Source organism: Kitasatospora griseola (assembly GCF_014648555.1).
In the GTDB taxonomy this organism is placed as follows: Bacteria; Actinomycetota; Actinomycetes; order Streptomycetales; family Streptomycetaceae; genus Kitasatospora; species Kitasatospora griseola.
Window position 1 is genome coordinate 322,698 of the sequence record NZ_BMRI01000002.1, and the last position, 21,476, is coordinate 344,173.

Annotated in this window: 4 protein-coding genes; all 4 read right to left on the reverse strand. The window is 75.4% G+C overall.

What is annotated here, in order from left to right; all coding sequences use genetic code 11:
- Positions 1 to 18: 18 nt before the first annotated feature.
- From IEZ12_RS03835 to IEZ12_RS03850, 4 genes are read right to left on the reverse strand one after another with little or no spacing between them, the layout of a single operon-like run.
- On the reverse strand, positions 19 to 7,833 hold the full coding sequence (locus tag IEZ12_RS03835) for a non-ribosomal peptide synthetase (RefSeq protein WP_189270806.1): 7,815 nt from the start codon (positions 7,831 to 7,833) through the stop codon (positions 19 to 21).
- The gene (locus IEZ12_RS03840) at positions 7,830 to 13,364 is read right to left on the reverse strand and encodes a type I polyketide synthase (RefSeq protein WP_229847210.1); all 5,535 of its coding nucleotides are present in this window, start codon (positions 13,362 to 13,364) and stop codon (positions 7,830 to 7,832) included. Before IEZ12_RS03840 ends, IEZ12_RS03835 begins: the two co-directional genes overlap by 4 nt.
- Before the next feature lie 5 nt (positions 13,365 to 13,369).
- Complete coding sequence (locus tag IEZ12_RS03845) at positions 13,370 to 16,708, reverse strand: non-ribosomal peptide synthetase (RefSeq protein ID WP_189270808.1); 3,339 nt, start codon at positions 16,706 to 16,708, stop codon at positions 13,370 to 13,372.
- On the reverse strand, positions 16,705 to 21,474 hold the full coding sequence (locus tag IEZ12_RS03850) for a type I polyketide synthase (RefSeq protein ID WP_189270809.1): 4,770 nt from the start codon (positions 21,472 to 21,474) through the stop codon (positions 16,705 to 16,707). The genes IEZ12_RS03845 and IEZ12_RS03850 overlap by 4 nt, the downstream gene beginning before the upstream one ends.
- Positions 21,475 to 21,476: the final 2 nt, after the last annotated feature.

The following is a 21,476-nucleotide window of genomic DNA, read 5'->3' on the forward strand; positions in this document are numbered from 1 at the left end:
CGAATCATTGATCGTGGATCAGCCCTGGCGAATTACCTCGACCAGCTCGGCCAGCCGACGGTCCGGACCGACCGTCAATTCACTGAGCAGGACATGCCATTGACGCATCATGGCCGCCATCGTCCGCGGGTCGACCACGTCCAGGGCGTACAGCCACATGCCGCGCAGCGACCCGTCGTCGAAGCGGCGGAGGATCAGCGCCAGGTCGACGGCCGACGCCTCCATGTCGATGATGACCTCCGGGAAGACGTAGTCGTCACCGATCCGGAGGTCCAGCGGAGCGGCGGTCAAACCGGTCAACTCCAGTGCCGGAACAGTGGCGTTGAGCAGGTTGAACGAGATCGCGAAGGGGTCGCGGCCGCGCTCCCGGATGCCCTCCTGGTGCCAGAGCGGCACCCCCTGGTTGGCGTAGGCGTCGAGGGTCTCCTCCCGCACCCGGCCGACAAGTTGGCGGAAAGTCAGCGATTTGGCCAGATCCGTTCGGACCAGCAGGTGGCTGACGAAGAATCCGATCATGTTCTCGGTCTCCGGCTGCTCCCGGCCGGCCACCGGGAAGGAGACGGTGATGTCCTCCCGACCGGCGTAGCCGGACAGCAGCAGCTGGAAGGCCGCCATCACCACCATGAAGAGGGTCGCGCCCTCCTCGCGGGCCAGCTCGGCCAGCGCCGTGCCCTCCGCGGCCGACACCGCGAACCCGCGGGTGGCGCCGGCGGCCGGTTCCAGCAGCTGGTGCTCAGGGGCCCGGAAGACCGGTGACGGGGGCAGCGCGGCCAGCCGCCGCTCCCAGTGCCCGGACCGCTCGCGCAGCGCCCCGGCCGCCCGGCGGCGCTGTTGCCAGTCGGCGAAGTCCGGGTACTGGACCGGCAGTTCGGGCAGCGCGGGCGGCTCGGCGCCGTCCACCCGGGCCGCGTACTGCGCGCGCAGCTCCTGGAACAGCACGCCGTACGACCAGTTGTCGGTGACCAGGTGGTGCATCACCAGGGCCAGCACGTGCTCGTCGGGGCGCAGCGCGATCAGCGCGCCGCGCACCAGCGGCTCGTCGGCCACCCGGAACGAGCCGAGCTCCTGCTCGGTGAGCAGCCGCCGCAGCTCCTTCTCGCGGGTCTCGTCGTCCAGGTCGGTCAGGTCGACGACGTCCAGCGGCCAGCTGCCGACCTCGTCCACCAGCTGGCACGGCACGCCGTCGACGCTGCCGATCCGGGTGCGCAGCGCCTCGTGGCGCTGGGCGATGGCGTCCAGGCTGCCGCGCAGCGCCGCCGGGTCCAGGGCGCCGCGCAGCACCAGGGCGGTGAGCACGTTGTGGAAGTGGTGCTCGACCGGCACCGGGTGGTAGCTGACCAGGTCCTCCTGGGAGAAGGAGAGCGGGATGCCCGCGGTGCGGTCGGCGAGCGGGATCCGCTCCCGCTCCGCGTCGTCCCGGTGGTCGTCGAGCCAGCCCGCCTGGCCGGCCACCGTGGGCCGGTCGAAGAGCACCCGGATCGGCACCGGAACCCCGTGCTCGGCGCCGAGCCGGGCGGCCAGCTGGGTGGCCAGCAGGGAGTGCCCGCCGAGGTCGAAGAAGTCGTCGTGCACCCCCACCTCGGACACGCCCAGCACCGCCGACCAGGCGGCGGCGACCGCGCGCTCCAGAGCGGTGCGGGGGGCGATCCGCTCGGCCCAGGCCGCCGCGCCGGCCTCGGGGGCGGGCAGGGCCGCCCGGTCCACCTTGCCGTTGGGGGTCAGCGGCAGCTCGGTCAGCAGCACACAGGCGGCCGGGACCAGGTGGCCGGGCAGCTGCCCGGCCAGGTGGCCGCGCAGGGCCGCCGGGTCCGGGGCGGTGCCGGCGACGGGCACCACGTACCCGACCAGCTGCTGCACGCCGGGCCGGTCCTCGCGGACCACCACCACGGCCTGCGCGATCTCCGGGTGGGCCAGCAGCGCCGAGGCGATCTCGCCGGGCTCGATCCGGAAGCCGCGCAGCTTCACCTGGTCGTCGATCCGGCCGAGGAAGTCCAGCTGCCCGTCGGGCAGTCGGCGCACCAGGTCGCCGGTGCGGTACAGCCGCTCCCCGTCGGGGCCGTCGACGAAGCGCTCGGCGGTCAGGTCCGGGCGGCCAAGGTAGCCGAGGGCCACGCCGCTGCCGCCCACCAGGAGCTCGCCCGGCACGCCGACCGGCACCGGCCGGCGGCGCTCGTCCAGCACGTGGGCGCGGGCGTTGACGATCGGACGGCCGATCGGGGGCCTGGCCGCGCCGCCGGTGAGCGGGTCGCTCATGGTGGCGCAGACGGTGGTCTCGGTCGGGCCGTAGGCGTTGATCATCCGGCGGCCGGCCGACCAGGCGGCGACCGTCTCCGGCGGGCAGGCCTCGCCGGCCGTGACCAGCGTGGTGACGGTCGGCAGGCTCGCCGGGTCGAGCACGGCCAGCACGCTCGGCGGCAGCGTGACGTGGCTGACCCGGTGGTCGGCGCAGGTGCGCACCAGCGGGTCGCCGGGCAGCATCCGGTCGGCGGGCGCCACCACCAGCGCGGCCCCGGAGAGCAGCGTGACCAGCATCTCCGCCACCGCGGCGTCGAAGCTCGGCGAGGCGAACTGCAGCATCCGGCTGTCCGGGGCGACCGCGAACCGCTCGCGCTGTCCGGCGACCAGGCTGCCGATGCCGGTGTGCGGCACCAGCACGCCCTTGGGACGCCCGGTGGAACCGGAGGTGTAGATCACGTACGCCGGGTGCTGCGCGGTCGGCCGCTCGGCGCCCGGGACGCCCGGGTCCGCCGCGGCCAGCTGCGCCACGGTCGCGGGCGCGTCCAGCAGCAGGCACGGAACCGGGCCGTCGGGCAGGTCGTCGGCGTCCGCGCCGAGGGTCACCAGCAGCGCCGGGGCGGCGTCCCGCAGCATGTAGTCGATCCGCTCGACCGGGTAGCCCGGGTCGACGGGAAGGTAGGCCGCGCCGGTCTTGGCGACCGCCAGCAGCGCGGTCACCAGCCGGGTGGAGCGGCGCAGCGACACCGCGACGATCCGGCCGGGGCCGGCGCCGCGGGCGAGCAGCAGCCGGGCCAGTCGGTTGGCCTCGGTGTCGAGCTCCCGGTAGGTCAGCTCGCCGGGCTGCTCCGGGTCGGCGGAGACCACGGCGACGGCGTCGGGGGTGCGGGCCGCCTGGGCCTCGAACAGCTCCGCCAGGGTGCCCTGCGGCACCGGGCGGGCGGTGTCGTTCCAGCCGGGCAGGGCGCGGCGCTCCGCGGCGGTGAGCACCTCCACGTCGTCCACCGGGGCGTCCGGGTCGGCGAGGACGGCCCGCAGGACCAGGCCCAGCCGCTCGGCGAGTGCCTCGACCGTGCCCCGGTCGAAGATGTCGGTGTTGAACTCCACCACACCGTCCACGCCGGCGGGGGAACCGTCGGCGGCCGGGCGGCGCTCGGTGAGCGCGAAGTGGAGGTCCACCCGGGTGGAGTCGGTGTCCACGGTGAGGCGCTGCACCGCCACGCCCGGCATCGTGGCGTCCGCGTCGGGGGTGTTCTGCCAGGCCAGCGCGGTCTGGTAGAGCGGGTGGTGGGCCAGCGAGCGGGACGGCTTGAGCAGGTCCACCAGGTACTCGAACGGGATGTCCTGGTGGGCCAGGGCGTCCAGGCTGCGCTCGCGCACCTGGGCCAGCAGCTCGCGGAAGCTCGGGCGGCCGTCCAGATCGGTGCGGAGCACCAGGGTGTTGACGAAGAAGCCGATCAGTTCGGCGGCGGCCTCGTCGAGGCGGCCGGCCACCGCGATGCCGAGCGGGATGTCGGTGCCGGCGCCCATCCGGTGCAGCAGCGTGGCCAGCGCCGCGTGCACCACCATGAAGGCGCTGGACCCGTTCTCCCGTGCCACCCGGGCGACTTCGGCGTGCAGGTCGGCGTCCCAGGAGAACTCCAGCGTGCTGCCGCGGCGGGACGTGCGGGTCGGGTGGGGGCGGTCGGTGGGCAGGGCGATCCGCTCCGGCAGACCGTCCAGGGCCCGGCTCCAGTAGGCGCACTGCTGGGCCAGCAGGCTCTCCGGGTCCTCCGCGTCGCCCAGCAGCCGGCGCTGCCACAGCGCGAAGTCGGCGTACTGGACGGGCAGCGGGCTCCACTGCGGGGCGGCGCCGTCGCAGCGGGCCGTGTAGGCGTTCGCGAGGTCGCGGCCGAGCAGGGCCAGCGACCAGCCGTCGGCGGCGATGTGATGGATCGTCAGCACCAGCACCCGGTCGCGCTCACCGAGGACCAGCAGCTCCGCGCGGAGCGGCCGTTCGGTGGTGAGCTCGAAGGCGTGTTGGGCGGCCCGGGACATCGCCGCGGGCAGCGCCTCCTCGGTCAGCTCGGTGATGTGCAGCTCGGGCGCCGCCTCGGCGGCGGGCAGCACCAGCTGGCGGGGCACGCCGTCGGTGTCGGGGAAGACGGTGCGCAGCGCCTCGTGCCGGGCCACCAGGTCGCCCAGCGCCGCGTGCAGCGCCTGCGGGTGCAGTTCGCCGCGCAGGCGCAGCACCACCGGGATGTTGTAGGTGGGCGACGGGCCCTCCAGACGGTGCAGGAACCAGAGCCGCTGCTGGGCGAAGGAGAGCGGCAGCACCTCGGGGCGGTCGGCGGGCAGCAGCGCCGGGCGGACCGGGCCCGCGGCGGCGCGCAGCCGCTCGGCCAGCTTGGCCGGGGTGGGCGCCTGGAAGAGCGCGCGGACCGGCAGTTCGACCTCGAAGGCGGAGCGGATCTGCGACATCAGTCGGGTGGCCAGCAGCGAGTGGCCGCCGAGCTCGAAGAAGCTGTCGTCGATGCCGACCTCGGCGGCCTCCTCGTCGCGGTCCAGCACCCGGGCGAAGAGCCGGCACAGCAGCTCCTCGTCCGGGTTGCGCGGGGCGGCGTACAGGGCCCGCAGCTCGCCGCGGCCGCCCTCGGGGGCGGGCAGCGCCCGGCGGTCGATCTTGCCGTTCGGGGTCAGCGGCAGGGCGTCCAGGACGAGGAAGGCGGACGGCAGCATGTAGTCCGGCAGGGTGTCGGCCAGCGCCGCGCGCAGCTCGCGGGCCAGGGTCGGCCCGTCCGGGGCCGGGTCCGCGTCCTCCAGGACCAGGTAGGCGACCAGGCGCTGGTCGCCGGGGGTGTCCTCGCGGACCAGCGCCACGGCCTGGGCGACGACCGGCTGCTCGGCCAGCACCGACTCGATCTCGCCGAGCTCGATCCGGTAGCCGCGCAGCTTGACCTGGTGGTCGAGCCGGCCGAGGAAGTCGATCCGGCCGTCGGGGCGGCGGCGCACCAGGTCGCCGGTGCGGTACAGGCGCTCGCCCTCGGCGCTGTCGGCGAACTTCTCGGCGGTCAGCTCCGGGCGGCCCAGGTAGCCGCGGGCCAGGCCGTCGCCGCCGATGCACAGTTCGCCGGGCACGCCCACCGGGACGGGGCCGCCGGCCGCGTCCAGCACCTGGAGCGTGGTGTTGGCGATCGGCTCGCCGATCGAGATCGGGCCGCCGTCGACGTGGGAGACCGAGGACCAGATGGTGGTCTCGGTGGGGCCGTACATGTTCCACACGGTGGCGCCGGTGGCCAGCAGCCGGGCGGCCAGCTCGGCGGGCAGCGCCTCGCCGCCGACCAGGGCGGTCAGGCCGGGCCCGGCGGTCCATCCGGCGTCCAGCAGCATCCGCCAGGTCGCCGGGGTCGCCTGCATCACGGTGGCGCCGCAGTCGGCCAGTTCGGCGGCCAGCCGGCCGCCGTCGGCCGCGCTCTCGCGGCGGGCCAGCACCACCCGGGCGCCGGTGACCAGCGGCAGCAGCAGCTCCAGCATGGCGATGTCGAAGGCGGCGGTGGTCACCGCGAGCAGCACGTCGTCGGCGGCCAGGCCCGGGCGCTCGCCCATCGAGTGGAGGAAGTTGCCGAGCGCCCGATGCGGGATCTGCACGCCCTTGGGGCGGCCGGTGGAGCCGGAGGTGTAGATGACGTAGGCCAGGTCGTCCGGGTCGGTCCCGACGCCGGGGTCGTGCGCGGCCCCGCCGGTGAGCTCGGCGGTGAGCTCGTCCAGGCAGAGCACCTCGGCGCCGGTCTCCGGGCCGCGGTCGCCGAACAGCTCGTCGTGGACGCTCCGCTGGGTGAGCAGCACCCGCAGGCCGGAGTCCTCCAGGGTGTACGCGATCCGGTCGGCGGGGAAGCCCGGGTCCAGCGGCACGTAGGCGCCGCCCGCCTTGAGCACCGCGAGCATCGCCACCAGCAGCTCCGGCGAGCGCTCCAGGCAGATCCCGACCAGCACGTCGCGGCCCACGCCGAGGCCGATCAGGCGGTGCGCCAGCCGGTTGGCCCGCTCGTTCAGTTCGCGGTAGCTCAGCGGGGCGCCGTCGGCCTCCAGGCGGAGCGCCTCGCGGTCCGGGGTGCGGGCGGCCAGGTCCTCGAACCGCCGGTGCGCGGCGAGCGGCAGCGGCCAGTCGCGCGCGGTGTCGTTCCAGCGCTCGCGCAGCTGCCGGCTCTCGTCGTCGGACAGCATCGGCAGCCCGCCGACCGGGCGGTCCGGCTCCGCCAGCAGCGTCCCGACCAGCCGCTCCAGGTGGCGGGCGAAGCCGTCCACGGTCTGCGGCTCGAACAGGTCGCGGTTGTACTCCAGGCTGCCGCCCAGCCCGTCGGGCCGCTCGAAGACCTCCAGCACCAGGTCGAAGCGGGAGGTGGCGCTCTCCACCTCCATCGTCTCCATCCGCAGGCCGACGCCGTCGAACCGGGGCAGCTCGATGTTCTGGTAGATGAAGGAGACCTGGAAGACGGGCGAGCGGGAGAGGTCGCGCTCCGGCTGGAGCTCCTCCACCAGCCGTTCGAACGGCAGCTCCTGGTGGGCGAAGGCGCCGAGCGCCGTCTCCCGCACCCGGGCGACCAGTTCGCGGAAGGTCGGCGCCCCGGACAGGTCGGTGCGCAGCGCCAGCATGTTGACGAACAGGCCGATCAGCGGCTCGACCTCGCGCCGGCCGCGGTTGGCGACCGGCACGCCGACGACGATGTCGTCCTCCCGGCTGTACCGGTGCAGCAGCACCAGGTAGGCCGCGAGCATGGTCATGAACGGGGTGGCGCCCTCGCCGCGGCTGAACTCCCGCATGGCGTCGGCGGTTTCGGCCGACAGCCGGAACGGGCGGGAGCCGCCCCGGCTGCCCAGCACCGCCGGGCGCGGGCGGTCGGTGGGCAGTTCGAGCATCGGCGGCGCGCCGTGCAGGGTGGTGCGCCAGTACTCCAGCTGCGGGCCGAGGGCGTCCCCGGCCAGCCGGTCGCGCTGCCAGAGCGCGTAGTCCGGGTACTGGATCTTCAGCGGCGGCAGTCCGGCGTCCTCGCCGGTGCTGAACTCGCGGTAGAACGCCACCAGTTCGCGGAACGCCACCGAGGTGGACCAGAGGTCGCCGGCGATGTGGTGCATGGTGAGGAGCAGCACGTGCTCCTCGGCGGCGAGGCGCAGCAGGGTGATCCGCAGCAGCGGGCCGCGCCGCAGGTCGAACGGGCGGGCGAACTCGGCGCGGGCCAGCTCCTTGATGCCCTCCTCGCCGTCCGGCCCGTGCAGGTGCTCGCAGGCGACGACGGTGAACTCCGGCTCGCCGGACTCCGCGATCACCTGCACCGGCTCGCCGTCCACCTCCTCGAAGACGGTGCGCAGCGCCTCGTGCCGCTGCACCAGCGCCACGCAACTGCGGCGCCAGGCCTCGATGTCGAGGGCGCCGTGGACGCGCAGCGCGCCCGGGATGTTGTACGCCGCGCTGCCCGGGGCGAGCTGCTCCATGAACCAGAGGCGCTTCTGGGCGAAGGACGCCGGCACCCGCTTGGGGCCGGCCTTGCGGCGCAGCTTCCGGGCGAGCAGCGCGCGCTTCTGCTCCGCCGTGAGCCGGCTCAGGTCGACGTTGTCGGTCATGCCAGGTTCTCCAGGTCGTCGGTCTCGGCGGCGAGCATCTCGGCGAGCATCGCTTCCACTTGTTCGTCGGACAGTTCGTCCAGGTCGGCCGACTCGTCGTCGGAGCGGGCCGTGATGGCGTCCTCCGGGTCCTCCTCGGACCCGCCGGCGGCCAGCAGGGCGACGGTGTGCGCCACGGTGGGGTCCTCGAAGAAGCCGCGCAGGTCGAGCGGGACGCCCAGCCGGCTGCGGATCTTGGTGCCGATCTGCACGGCGGCCAGCGAGTGCCCGCCGAGGGCGAAGAAGTCGTCGGCGGTGCCCACCTGTTCGACGCCCAGCACCTCCTGCCAGATCTCCGCGACGGCGCGTTCCTCGTCGGTCGCCGGCTCCTGGTAGGGGGTCGACAGGTCGGGGCGCGGGTGGCGGCCGAGCGCCGGGGCGGCCTGGTCGTCCCCGCCGGCCAGCAGGGCCGGGGTGATGCTCCGGGCCACGGCCCGCATCTGCGACAACTCGCGGTGGGAGAGCACCAGTTGGGCCGGGGCTTCGGGGTTGGCCAGCACCCGGGCGAGCGCTTCCTGGCCGTCCTGCTCGGTGATGCCCTCGGCCAGCAGCCGCAGCGCCTCGGGGAGTTGCGGCGCGGCCGGGGCCGGGGCGGCGCCGGCGGCCACGGCCTCGGCGACCTGGTCGCGCATGCCGTCCAGGTCGTTGATCCGCTTCAGGGTGAAGTCGGTGATCCGGACCAGCACCCGGCCGTCCTCGGCCAGCATGTCGATGTCGCAGGTCAGGCTCTCGCCGCCGTCGGGCGAGCCCTTGAGCGCGACGTCGCAGGTGATCTCGGCGGTGAGCGGGGCCAGCGCCTTCAGCGAGCGGTAGGTGAACGGCAGGTAGTAGCCCTTGTCCGGCATCTGGATCCGGGCCGACACGCCGGCCACGTCCAGCAGCGCCGGGTGCAGCAGGTAGGCGTCCAGGTCGCCGGCGTGCTCCTCGGGCAGCCGGAGCGAGACCAGCAGCCGCTCGGGGGTGACCCGGGCGCCGCGCAGGCAGTGCCAGCGCGGGCCGAGGGTGAACTCGATGCCGTTGCCCTGCACCAGCAGGTCGAGCTTGAAGAGCCGCTTCAGCTCGTCCTCGTCGTCGACCGGCGCCACCTCGGCGAACGCGGCGCGCAGCGCGGCCAGGTCGCGCACCGGCGGCGCCTCGTCGAGGGCGACGGCGGTGCCCATGGCGTGGATCGGCCCGGTGGCGGGGTGGTTGCTGCGCACGGTGAACCGCAGCTCATCGCCGTCCGCGGCGAGCGCCGTCCACAGCGAGCGGGACTGGCCGTCCGGCACGATCACCGGCTGGGCGAAGAGCACGTCGCGCAGCTCCACGCCGGCCGCCCCGGTCAGGTCGGCGACGGCCGCCCGGACCAGCTCCAGGTAGGCGGTGCCCGGCACCAGGCCGTGGCCCATGATCCGGTGGTCGGCGATGATCCAGCTGTCGGCGGTGCTGATCGAGCCGGTGTAGCCGCGGCCGTTCCCGTCGCCGCCGGGCAGCCGGCGCAGCAGCGGGTGCGCGGTCGGGGTGCCGGGGGCTGCGGCCGACTCATCGAGTCCGGCCGCCATGCCGACGCCGCGCCAGGTGTCCCAGGCCACCGCCGTCACCGGGGCGCCGGAGCGGCGCCGCCACTGCGCGTAGGCGTCCAGGAAGGCGTTGGCCGCCGCGTAGTCGCTCTGGCCGGGGCCGCCGAGCAGGCCGGTCAGCGAGGAGCAGAGCAGCAGGAAGTCCAGGTCGTCGTCCGCGCACACCCGGTCGAGCACCAGGGTGCCGAGGGTCTTGGCGGCCAGGACGGCGGCGGCGTCCTCGGGGGTCTTGCCCATCAGCAGGCCGCGGGACGGCAGGCCGGCCGCGTGCACCACGCCGTGCACCGCCCCGGCGCGGGCCCGCAGCAGGGCCACCGCCTCGGCGGTCCGCGCGGCGTCGGTGACGTCCGCGCGCAGCGGCAGCACCTCGGCGCCCAGCTCGGTCAGCCGGTGCAGCGCGGGGTCGTCGGCGGCCAGCGGCGACCGGCCGAGCAGGCCGAGCACCGGTCGCCGCACGGTGCGGGCGATCTGCTCGGCGATCGCCAGGCCGACGCCGCCGAACCCGCCGGTGATCAGGTAGCCGCCACCGTCGCGCAGACCGCCGGGGCCGGCTTCGGGGGCGGGCAGCTCGACGGCGTCGAAGGTGCGGCTCCACCAGTGCCGGCCGCGCAGCGCCAGCTGCGGCTCCTGGCGGGCGGCGGCGTCCAGCAGGCCGGCCGCGACCGCGGCGGGTGCGCCCGCGCCGACGTCCAGCAGCCGGCACTCGACCCCGGTGACCTCCTGCGGGATGACGGTGCACGGGCCGAGCAGCAGGGCGCCCTCCGGGTGCAGCGGCTCGTCGCCGGTGACCTCGAAGACGCCGCTCGCCAGCACGTCGAGCAGCACCGGGCGGGCGGGGGCCGCGTCCAGCAGGCCCTGGGCCAGGGTGGCCAGGGTGTCGAAGCCGGTCCGCTGGGCGGCGGCCAGCCGGTCGGCGTCGAGTCCGTCCCCGGCGGCGGGGTCGGTGAGCGCGCCCAGGTGGACCAGCCGGATCGAGGCGGCCTCGCCGGTGGTGTCCAGCGAGCGGATCAGGGTGGCGCAGGCGTCCCGGTCCAGGCCGTCGGCCCGGCCGATCCGCCGCACCGTGGCGCCCCGGGCCTCCAACTGCCGGGCCAGTTCGGCGCCGAGCGGCTGCTCGGTGCCGAGCACCGCCCAGACCGCGTCGCGGGCGTCGCCGGTGCGGGGGCCGGCGGGCAGGCGGCGCCAGCCGGGGGTGGTGAACCAGTCGTCGAGCGGCAGGGCCGCGCTGCGCGGCTTCGGCGCGGTGCGCGGGCCCGCCTCGATCCAGTACCGCCGGCGCTGGAAGGCGTAGCCGGGCAGCGCGGTCAGCGCGCCGCCGCCGCACACCGCCGCGCGGTCCACCGGGGCGCCCGCGCTCCACAGCGCGCCCAGGCCGGCCAGCAGGTGGGTGCGGTCGTCGGTGCTGTCCTTGGGGTGCGGCAGCGAGTCGACCGCGGTCCGCTCCGGGCTCCAGGAGTCGTGCTGCTGGGCGAAGTTGGTGAGCGAGCGGCCCGGGCCGACCTCCAGCAGGAACAGCTCCGGGTCGTCGAGCAGCAGGCCGAGCACGTCGCGGAACCGGACCGCGCCGCGCAGGTGCTCACCCCAGTAGGCGGGGCTGGTGGCCTGCTCGTCGGTGATCCACTGTCCGGTGAGGCCGGAGCAGAACGGGATCCGCGGCGCCCTGAGTTCGACGCCGCGCACCACGTCGGTGAACGGCTGCACGGCGGCGTCCATGCTCGCCGAGTGGAAGGCGTGCGAGGTGTGCAGCCGGCGGCAGGCGGTGCCGTCGGCCACCAGCCGCTTGCGCAGCCGCTCCACCGCCTCGGCCGGACCGGCCGCCACGCACAGCGCGGTGGAGTTGACGGCGGCCAGGTCGAGCTCGGGCAACTCGTCCAGCAGCGGTGCGAGTTCGGCCTCGGGCAGGAAGACGGCGAGCATCTCGCCGGCCGGCATCGACTGCACCAGCCGGCCGCGGGCGGCGACCAGCCGGACCGCGTCGGGCAGCGAGAACACACCGGCCAGGCAGGCCGCGACGTACTCGCCGATGCTGTGGCCGGCCATCGCCCGCGGGTGCACGCCCTGGGCCATCCAGAACTTGGCGAGCGCGTACTCGACGAGGAACAGCACCGGCTGGGTGATCTCGGTGCGGGCCAGCGCGGCGGCGGCCTGCTGCGGGTCGGCGTCGGGGCCGGGGAACAGCAGGGTACGCGGGTCGGCGCCCAGCTCGGCGGTGAACAGCTCGGCGCAGGCGTCGAGTTCGGCCGCGAAGGCGGGCTCCTCGCGGTACAGGCCGTGGGCCATCGCGACGTACTGGGCGCCCTGGCCGGGGAACAGGAAGGCGACCGGGGCGTCCTCGGCGGCGGCCGTGCCGGTGAGCCTGCGCAGCGCGGCGACGGCCGCCGAACGGCCCTCCGAACCGGCCGCGGCGGCCACGGCCGCCCGGTGCTCGAAGCCGCGCCGGCGGGCCAGCGTGTGGGCCACGTCGCGAAGCGGCAGCTCCGGGTCGGCGTCCAGCCGTTCGGCGAGCCGCTCGGCGTTGGCGGCGAGCGCCTCGGGGGTGCGGCCGGAGAGCGTCAGCAGTTCGGCGCGCCCGGCCGTCGCGGGAGCGGCGGCGAGCGGCTCGGCCGCCTCCTGGAGCACCACGTGCACGTTGGTGCCGCCGATGCCGAAGGCGCTCACCCCGGCCCGGCGCGGGTGCTCGGCGCCCGGCCAGTCCCGCAGCTCGGTGGGGACGTAGAACGGGCTGGTCTCCAGCTTCAGGCCCGGGTTGGGCTCGCTGAAGTTGACGATCGGCGGGATCGCCCGGTGACGCAGCGCCAGCACCGCCTTGATGAACGCGGTGACGCCGGCGGCGGCGTCCAGGTGGCCCACGTTGCCCTTCACCGCGCCGAGCGCGCAGTAGCCGGTCTCGTCGGTGGCCTCGGGGTGCAGCTGGTACGCCTGGGTCAGCGCGGCGACCTCGATCGGGTCGCCCAGCGCGGTGCCGGTGCCGTGCGCCTCGACGTAGCCGATGGTGCGCGGCGCGACCCCGGCGACGGCCAGCGCCTCGGCGATCACCTCGGCCTGTCCGTCGACACTGGGCGCGGTGTAACCGGCCTTCAGCGCACCGTCGTTGTTGATCGCGCTGCCCAGCACCACGGCCTGGACGGCGTCCTGGGCGTCACGGGCGTCGGCCAGCCGGCGCAGCACCACCACGCCGGCGCCGTTGCCCGCCACCGTGCCGCCGGCCGCCGCGTCGAACGGACGGCAGTGGCCGTCGGCGGAGAGGATGCCGCCCTGCTCGTACAGGTGGCCGCCGGCCGGCGGGCTGCTCACCGAGACGCCGCCGGCCAGCGCGATGTCGCACTCCCCCGACAGCAGGCTCTGGCAGGCCAGGTGGACGGCCGTCAGCGAGGTCGAGCAGGCGGTCTGCACGGTGATGCCGGGGCCGCGCAGGCCCAGCTTGTAGGAGACCCGGGTGGCCAGGAAGTCCTTGTCGGAGGCGAGCAGGGTGCGGTAGATGCCGCTCTCCTCCAGCGCCTCCGGGTCGCCCGGCAGGTTGCGCAGCAGGTAGGAGTTGAGGCTGGCGCCGGCGAAGACGCCGATCCGGCCGTCGAAGGTGCGCGGGTCGCAGCCGGCCGCCTCCAGCGCCTCGAAGGCGCACTCCAGGAAGACCCGCTGCTGCGGGTCGAGCAGCTCCGCCTCGCGGGGGCTGAAGCCGAAGAAGCCGGCGTCGAAGCGGTCGGCGTCGGCCAGCACCCCCTTGGCCTTGACGTAGTCGGGGTGCCGCAGCAGCTCCGGGTCGACGCCGGAGGCCAGCAACTCCTCGTCGGTGAGCGCGGAGACGGTCTCCCGGCCCGCGGCGAGCTGCTGCCACAGCGACTCGACGTCGGGGGCGCCGGGGAACCGTCCGGCCATGCCGATGACGGCGACGTGCTCGTCCTGCTCGTCGTGCGTGAAGTCGGTCTCGTACACGTCCATCACCTGTCACTTGCGTCAGTTGCGGGGGTGCTGCGGCCGCGGCGCACGGCGGCGCGCCTGCGGCGGTTCGCGGCGCGGTCCCGGGCGGCGTTCAGCAGGGCGTCGTCCTGTCGGCCGGACCGCTCCAGGTGGCCGGCCAGCGAGCCGACGGTGGGGTGCTGGAACAGCTCCACCATGGACAGCTCGTGGCCCAGCCGGGCGGCCAGTCGGGCGCGCAGCTCGACCATCAGCAGCGAGTGGCCGCCGAGCTCGAAGAAGTTGTCGTCCCGGCCGACCCGCCGGGCGCCGAGCAGCTCGCGCCACAGCTCGGCCAGACTCTCCTCCAGGCCGGCCCCGGGAGCGGTGTAGCTGCTCGCCAACTCCGGGCGCTCGGCGGGCGGTTCGGGCAGCGCCTTGCGGTCGGTCTTGCCGCTGCTGGTCAGCGGGAAGGCGTCCAGCACCATGAAGGCGGACGGCACCATGTACTCGGGCAGCCGCTCCTTGAGGAAGGGGATCAGCTCGCCGGTCGCCGGGGCGTCGCCCTCGGCGGTCAGGTGCGCGACCAGCCGGACGTCCCCGGCCGGCTGCTGACGGGCTGTCACCACGGCCTCGCGGACCCGCGGGTGGCCGGTCAGCGCGGACTCGATCTCGCCGAGCTCGATCCGCAGCCCGCGCAGCTTGACCTGGTGGTCGAGCCGGCCCAGGTACTCGATGGCGCCGTCGGAGCGGAACCGGGCCAGGTCGCCGGTCCGGTAGAGCCGGGCGCCCGGCGCGGGGTCGAACGGGTCGGCGACGAACCGCTCCGCGGTGCGCTCCGGGTCGCCGAGGTAGCCGCGGGACAGGTTGGCGCCCGCGATGTGCAGTTCCCCGGCGACGCCCGGCGGGACCGGCCGCAGCGCCCGGTCCAGCACGTACATCCGAGTGTTGGCGATCGGCCGGCCGATCGGCACCGCCCGGGGGTCGTCGTCCCGGCGGCAGGCCCAGGCGGTGACGTCCACGGCGGCCTCGGTCGGCCCGTACAGGTTGTGCAGTTCGGCCCCGGAGCGGGCGAAGAACCGGTCCTGCAGGCTGCGCGGCAGCGCCTCGCCGCTGCACACCACCCGGCGCAGCGCGGTGCACTCCTCGACGCCCGGCTCCTGGACGAACGCCTGCAGCATGGACGGCACGAAGTGCGCCGTGGTGACGGACTCCTCGCGGAGGGTCCGCACCAGGTACGCCGGGTCGCGGTGCCCGTCCGGGCGGGCCACCACCAGGGTGGCGCCGGCCATCAGCGGCCAGAAGAACTCCCAGACCGAGACGTCGAAGGAGAACGGCGTCTTCTGCAGCACCCGGTCGGTGCCGTCCAGCCGGTAGGCGTCCTGCATCCACAGCAGGCGGTTGCGGATCCCGGCGTGCACGTTGACCACGCCCTTGGGGCGGCCGGTGGAGCCGGAGGTGAAGATGACGTAGGCGGCGTGCTCGCCGGACAGCTCGACGTTCGGGTCGGTGTCGGCGCCGCCGGCGGCGTGCTCCTCGACCAGCAGGACGGTCGCGGAGCCGGTGTCCGGCAGCCGGTCGCGGACGTGGCGCTGGGTGAGCAGCACCGGCGCCGGGGCGTCCTCCAGCATGCCGGCCAGCCGCTGGGCGGGCAGGCCCGGGTCCAGCGCGACGTAGGCGCCGCCCGCCTTGAGCACCGCCAGCAGCGCGACCACCAGCTCGACCGAGCGTTCCATGGCCACCCCGACCAGCGAGTCGGGGCCGGTGCCGAGCCGGATCAGGGTGTGCGCCAGCCGGTTGGCGCGCCGGTTGAGCTCGGCGTAGCTCAGACTCTCGCCCTCGAAGCGGAGCGCCTCGGCGTCCGGGGTGCGGTGCGCCTGCTGCTGGAAGACCTCGTGGATCCAGCCGGCGCCCGGCCACTCGCGGGCGGCGCCCTCGCCCGCCGCCAGCGCCTGCCGGCGCTCGTCGGCGTCCAGCAGCTCCAGCTCGGCCACCGGGGTGTCGGGGGCGGCGACCACCAGTTCGGCCAGCCGCCGGAAGTGCCCGGCCATCCGGGCCATGGTGTCGGGCTCGAAGAGGTCGCGGTCGTACTCGAACCAGCCGCTCAGCGCGCCGTCCCGGGTGAACGACTGGAACTCCAGGTCGAACCGGGCGCCCTGGGCGGGCAGTTCCAGGCGCTCCAGCCGCAGCCCGCCGATCGGGCGGGCCGCCACCGGGTCGTCCTGGTAGGAGAAGCAGCTCTGGAAGATCGGCGGGCGGCTGAGGTCGCGCTCCGGGCGCAGCTCCTCCACCAGCCGCTCGAACGGCACGTCCTGGTGCGCGTACAGCCCGAGGCAGGCCTCTCGCACCCGGCCCAGCACGGCGGCGAACGACGGGTCGCCGTCCAGGCCGACCCGTACCGGCAGGGTGTTGACGAAGAAGCCGATCAGCGGCTCCAGTTCGGCCCGCTCCCGGCCGGCCGTGGGCACGCCCACGACCACGTCCTGCTGGCCGCTCCAGCGGTGCAGCAGCACGTGGAAGAGCGCCAGCAGCACCATGTAGCTGGTGGCGCCGTTCGCCCGGCCGAGCGCGGCGAGTTCGGCCATCAGCGGCTGCTCCAGCTCCACCGGGCAGGAGGCGCCGTTGAAGCCCTGCACCGACGGGCGCGGCCGGTCGGTGGGCAGTGTCAACTGCGCCGGGGCGCCCGCCAGGTGCTCGCGCCAGTAGGCCAGGTGCGCGGCCTGGTCGGCGGTCTCGGCCTGCTTCTGCTGCCAGGCCGCGAAGTCGCCGTACTGGATCGGCAGGCCCGGCAGCGGGGACGGCCGGCCGGCGCCGAACGCCTCGTAGAGGGTGCCCAGTTCGGTGATCAGCAGGCCCATCGACCAGCCGTCCGAGACCAGGTGGTGCATGGCCACGGCCAGCACCTGGTCCTGCGGGCCCAGGTGCAGCAGTCGCAGCCGCAGCAGCGGGCCGGCGGCCAGGTCGAACGGGCCGGCGACGGCCGCGGCGATCGCGGCCTCCAGCGGCTGCCCGTCGGCGGCGGGCGACTCGGCGAAGTCCAGCGGCAGTTCGGGGCGGACGACCTGCACGGGGCGGCCGTCGCGCAGCTCGAAGACGGTGCGCAGCGACTCGTGCCGGCGCACCACCTCGGCCGCCGCCTTCCGCAGCACCGCGGTGTCCAGGGCGCCGCGCAGCCGCACCGCGCCCAGGATGGTGTAGGCCGGGTTGCTCGGGCGCAGCTGCTCGAAGAACCAGATGCCCTGCTGCGTCACGGAGAGCGGGAAGACGGTGCCCGCCTCGGCCTGCTCCTTCAGCAGCCGCTCGTACTTGGCCCGCTGCTCGGGCGGCAGCGCCGCCAACTTGCGTTCCAGCGCGGCGAGTTTGGTGTCCAGGGTGTCGGTCATCGGGACTCTCCTCGGCCCGGCGCCTCGACGGGGAGCTCGGGCAGGCTGTCGATCTCGGCGAGCAACTGGTCGGCCAGGTCCTCCAGTCGGACGGCGCGGCCGATCGCCGGGGCGGCGGGGGCCGGCTCGTCGTCGGCCGACACCTCGGCGACCAGGCGCTCCGCCAGCGCGCGCACGGTGGCGCCCTTGAGGAAGTCGGAGATCGGCACGTTGACGCCGAGCGCCTGGTCGATGGCGTTGCGCAGTTCCACGGCCATCAGCGAGTCGAGGCCGAGGCTGATCAGCGGGGCCTGCGGCTCCAGCGCGTCGGGGCTGGCCCCGAGCACCGCGGCCACCGCGGTCAGCAGCTGCGCGGCCAGCGCGCCGGACCGCTCCGCCGCGGGCAGCGCGGCCAGCTCCTCGCGGCCGGGCAGCACCGGGCCGCCGCGGCGGGCGGGCCGGGAGCCCGTCGAGCCGTCGCCGGCGCCGACCAGCTCGGTCAGCAGGTGCGAGCCGGAGAGCGCCCGGTAGCCGCGGCCCCACTCGTCCCAGTCCACCGGGACGACGGCCAGCTGGGCGGCGTCGCGGCCGAGCAGCCGGTGCAGCACCCGCAGCGCCTGGGCCGGGCGCAGGGTGCCCATGCCGCGGCTCACGCCCGGGGTCTCCTCGGCCTTCCGGGCCGCCATGCCGGTGTTCTCCCAGATGCCCCAGTCGATCGTCAGGGCGGGCCGGCCTTCGGCCCGGCGCAGCTCGGCGAGCGCGCCGAGGAAGGCGTTCGCGGCGGCGTAGGCGGCCACGTACGGGGAGCTGAGCACCGCGCTGGTCGAGGAGCAGAGCACGAAGAAGTCCAACTCCCGCTCGGCGAAGGCCTGGTGCAGCACCCAGGCGCCGAGCGCCTTGGGGCGCAGCTGGCGGTCCAGCTCGGCGGCGTCCAGCTCGGCCAGCGGCACCATCGCGCCGATGCCGGCGGCGTGCAGCACGCCGCGGATCGGCGGGCGGCCCTCGCGCTCCTCCTGGGTCAGGAAGGCCTGCACGGCGGCCTCGTCGGCGATGTCCAGCGAGACCAGCCGGACGCCGGCGCCGAGCGCCTCCAGCTCGCGCACCGCGGCCGCCCGGTCGGCGAACGGGTGGTCGGCCGGCAGCTCGGACCACTCGGCGCGCGGCGGCACGGCGGAGCGGCCGACCAGCACCAGGTGCCGGGCGCCGGCCCGGGCCAGCGAGCGCGCGGTGGCCAGGCCGACGCCGCCCAGACCACCGGTGATCAGGTAGGAGGCGTCCCGGCGCCAGCGGACCGGGCGGGCCGGGCCGGACTCGGCCGGCTCCCGGACCAGGCGGGCCGCGTGCCGCACCCCGTCGCGCAGCGCGACCTGGTCCTCGCCGTCGGCGTCGCGGCGGACGACGGCGTCCAGCAGCTGCTCGGCGCCGTCGGCCGGCTGCTGCCGCGGGTCGAGGTCGACCAGGCCGCCCCAGACGGCGGTCTGCTCGGCCTGGAGCGAGCGGCCCAGGCCCCACAGGGCGGCGGCCAGCGGGGCGGGACCGGTCGGCTCGCCGCCGACCCGGACGCCGCCGCGGGTGACCAGCCAGAGGCGGGCCGCCCGGCCGTCCAGCGCCTGCGCGGTGCGGACGGCGTCCAGCACGCCGGTCCACCGGCCGTCGGCCGGGTCCTGCGCGTCGAGGCCGGCCAGCTGGACGACCTCGACGCGGCCGCCCTGCGGCACCGTCAGCTCGTCCAGCAGCCGGACCAGGTCGGCCGGCCGGTCGGCGCGGACCTCGGCGCTGCCGGACCCGGCGACGTGCCGGTAGTCGGCGCCGGAGCGGACCAGCACGCACGGCTCGCCGCGCCGGGCGGCGGCTTCGGCGAGCTGCTCGCCGAAGCCGGAGCCGTCGGCCAGCAGCACCCAGCCGCGGGCCCCGGCGGCCGGGGCGTCGGCGGGGGCGTCGGCGACGGGTCGCCAGGCCAGCCGGTACAGCAGGCTCTCGTCGTCGGCCTCGTCCTGCTCGGCGGCCGGCTCCTCGGCGCCTTCCAGGGCGTCGGCGTCCGCCGCGTCCGCGGGGCGGCGCTCCCGCCAGCACGGCGTGGGCTCGAACGGGTAGCCGGGCAGCGCCACCCGGGCGCGCCGGTAGTCGCGGTCGAAGCCCTGCCAGTCCAGGTCGGTGCCGCGGGTGTACAGCTCGGCGACGGCGGCCAGCAGCACCTCCCAGTCGTCGTGCTTGGGGCGCAGGCTGGGCAGCAGCAGGGTGTCGTCGCCGGCCGGCAGGCTGTCGCTGATCAGGCCGAGCAGGGTCGGCGCCGGGCCCATCTCGATGAAGGTGCGGTAGCCGAGCTTGCGCAGGGTGCCGACGCCGGCGGCGAAGCGCACCGCGCGGCGGGCGTGCCGCACCCAGTACTCGGCGTCCGGGGCCTCCGCCCAGTCCCACAGCTCCCCGGTGACGTTGGAGATCAGCGGGATCTGCGGCGGCTGGAAGTCGACCCGCAGCGCGGCCTGCCGCAGCGGCTCCAGGATCGGCTCCATCAGCGGGGAGTGCGAGGCGGTGGTGATGTGCAGCCGCTTGGCCTGCACGCCGAGCGCGGTGAAGTGCGCGCAGACCAGGTCGACCAGCTCGGCGTCGCCGGAGATCGTGGTGTTGGCGGGGCCGTTGACGGCGCCGACGGCGATCCGGTCGGGGTCGTCGGCGATCTCCATCAGCGCCTCGGCGACCTCCATCTCGGAGGCGAAGACGGTGGCCATCGCGCCGGTGCCGGACAGCGACTCCATCCGCTTGGAGCGCTCGACGGCCAGCATCAGGCCGTCCTCCAGGCTCATCACGCCGGCCACGCAGGCGGCGACGTACTCGCCGAGGCTGTGCCCGAGCACCGCACCCGGCTCCACGCCCCACGAGCGCCACATCTCGGACATGGCGAACTCGACGGCGAACAGCGCGGGTTGGGCGTAGCCGGTGCGCTGGATCAGCTCGCGGTCCTGCTCCTCGGGGTAGAGGTAGGAGAGCAGCGGGCGGTCCAGCAGCGGGCGCAGGATCTCGTCGCAGCGGTCGATCGCCTTGCGGAAGGTGGGCTGCTGCTCGTAGAGCGCCCGGGCCATCCCGGGGCGCTGCGGGCCCTGGCCGGTGAACAGGAAGACCACCTCGGAGGGCTCGGTCGCACCGGTCGCCGGCAGCCCCTCCTTCACCAGTTCGGCCAGCCGGTCGGCGGCCTGGGCGCGGTCGGCGCCGACCACCGCGAGCCGGTGGCGGAAGTGCGAGCGGCCGGTGGCGGCCGAGTGGCACAGGTCGGCCAGCGGCGTGGCGTCGGGCGCGGTGAGCCGCTCCCGGTAGCGCTCGGCCAGGCGCAGCAGCGCGGCGTCGCTCTTGGCGGACAGCGGCAGCACGGACAGCGGGCGGTCCGCCCCGTCCTGCCCGGCCTCCGGGGTCTCCGGACGGACCGGGGCCTGCTCGACGATCAGGTGCGCGTTGGTGCCGCTGAAGCCGAAGGCGCTGATGCCCGCGGTCCGGGGGCCGCCGGTGGCGGGCCAGGCGGTGCGGCCGGTGGGCACCTCGAAGGTGGTGCCGTCGAACGAGACGTTCGGGTTGAGCTTCTTGAAGTGGACGGTGCCGGGGATCTCGTCGTTGCGCAGCGCCAGGACCACCTTGATCAGGCCCGCGATGCCGGCCGCCGCCTCCGGGTGGCCGATGTTGGTCTTGCACGAGCCCAGGTAGACCGGGTTGCCCTCGGGGCGGCCGTAGACGTCGGCCAGCGCCTCCACCTCGATCGGGTCGCCGAGCAGGGTGCCGGTGCCGTGCGCCTCGATCAGCGAGACCTGCTCCGGCCGGACGCCCGCGGCGGCCAGCGCGGCCCGCACCACGTCGCGCTGGGCGGAGCCGTTGGGGGCGGTGAGGCCGGCGCTGCGTCCGTCCTGGTTGACGGCGCCGCCGCGGATCACCGCCAGCACGGTGTCGCCGTCGCGCTCGGCGTCGGACAGCCGCTTGAGCACCACCACGCCGCAACCCTCGCTGCGGACATAGCCGTTGGCGTCGGCGTCGAAGGCCTTGCAGCGGCCGTCCGGCGAGACCATCCGGCCGAACTGGGTGAACGAGACGCTGGGCAGCGGCGACAGCACCGCGTTGACGCCGCCGCTGAGGGCGGTGTCGCACTCGCGGTTGCGCAGGCTCTGGCAGGCCTGGTGGACGGCGACCAGCGAGGAGGAGCAGGCGGTGTCCACCGCGACGCTCGGGCCGTGCAGGTCGAGCACGTAGGAGAGCCGGCCGGTGAGCACGCTGTGCGCCGAGCCGGTGCTGGCGTAGGCGCTGAAGTCCAGCGGGCCGCGCAGGTGTTCGGTGGCGAAGTCCCAGCTGGAGACGCCCATGAAGACGCCGGTCCGGGTGCCCGCCAGCGCGCTGGGCGCGATGCCCGCGTTCTCCAGCGCCTCCCAGGTCACCTCCAGGCTCATCCGCTGCTGCGGGTCCATGAGCAGGGCCTCGCGGCGGGAGATGCCGAAGAAATCGTGGTCGAAGCGGTCGACGTGGTCGAGGAAGCCGCCCCAGCGGGTGGCCATCCTGCCGGGGCGCGGCTCGCCCTCGTGGTGGAAGGCGTCGGCGTCCCAGCGGTCCGCGGGGATCTCGCTCACCGCGTCGATGCCCTGCCGGAGGATCTCCCAGTAGCTGTCCGCGTCCACCGCGCCGCCGGGGAGGCGCAGGCCCAGGCCGACCACGGCGATGGGTTCGGTGCGGGCGCCGGAGAGCTCGTCGATGCGGCGCTGCATCTTCTCCATGGTCAGATAGGCGCGCTTGAGGGTGTCGTTCGTCGCGGTCATGG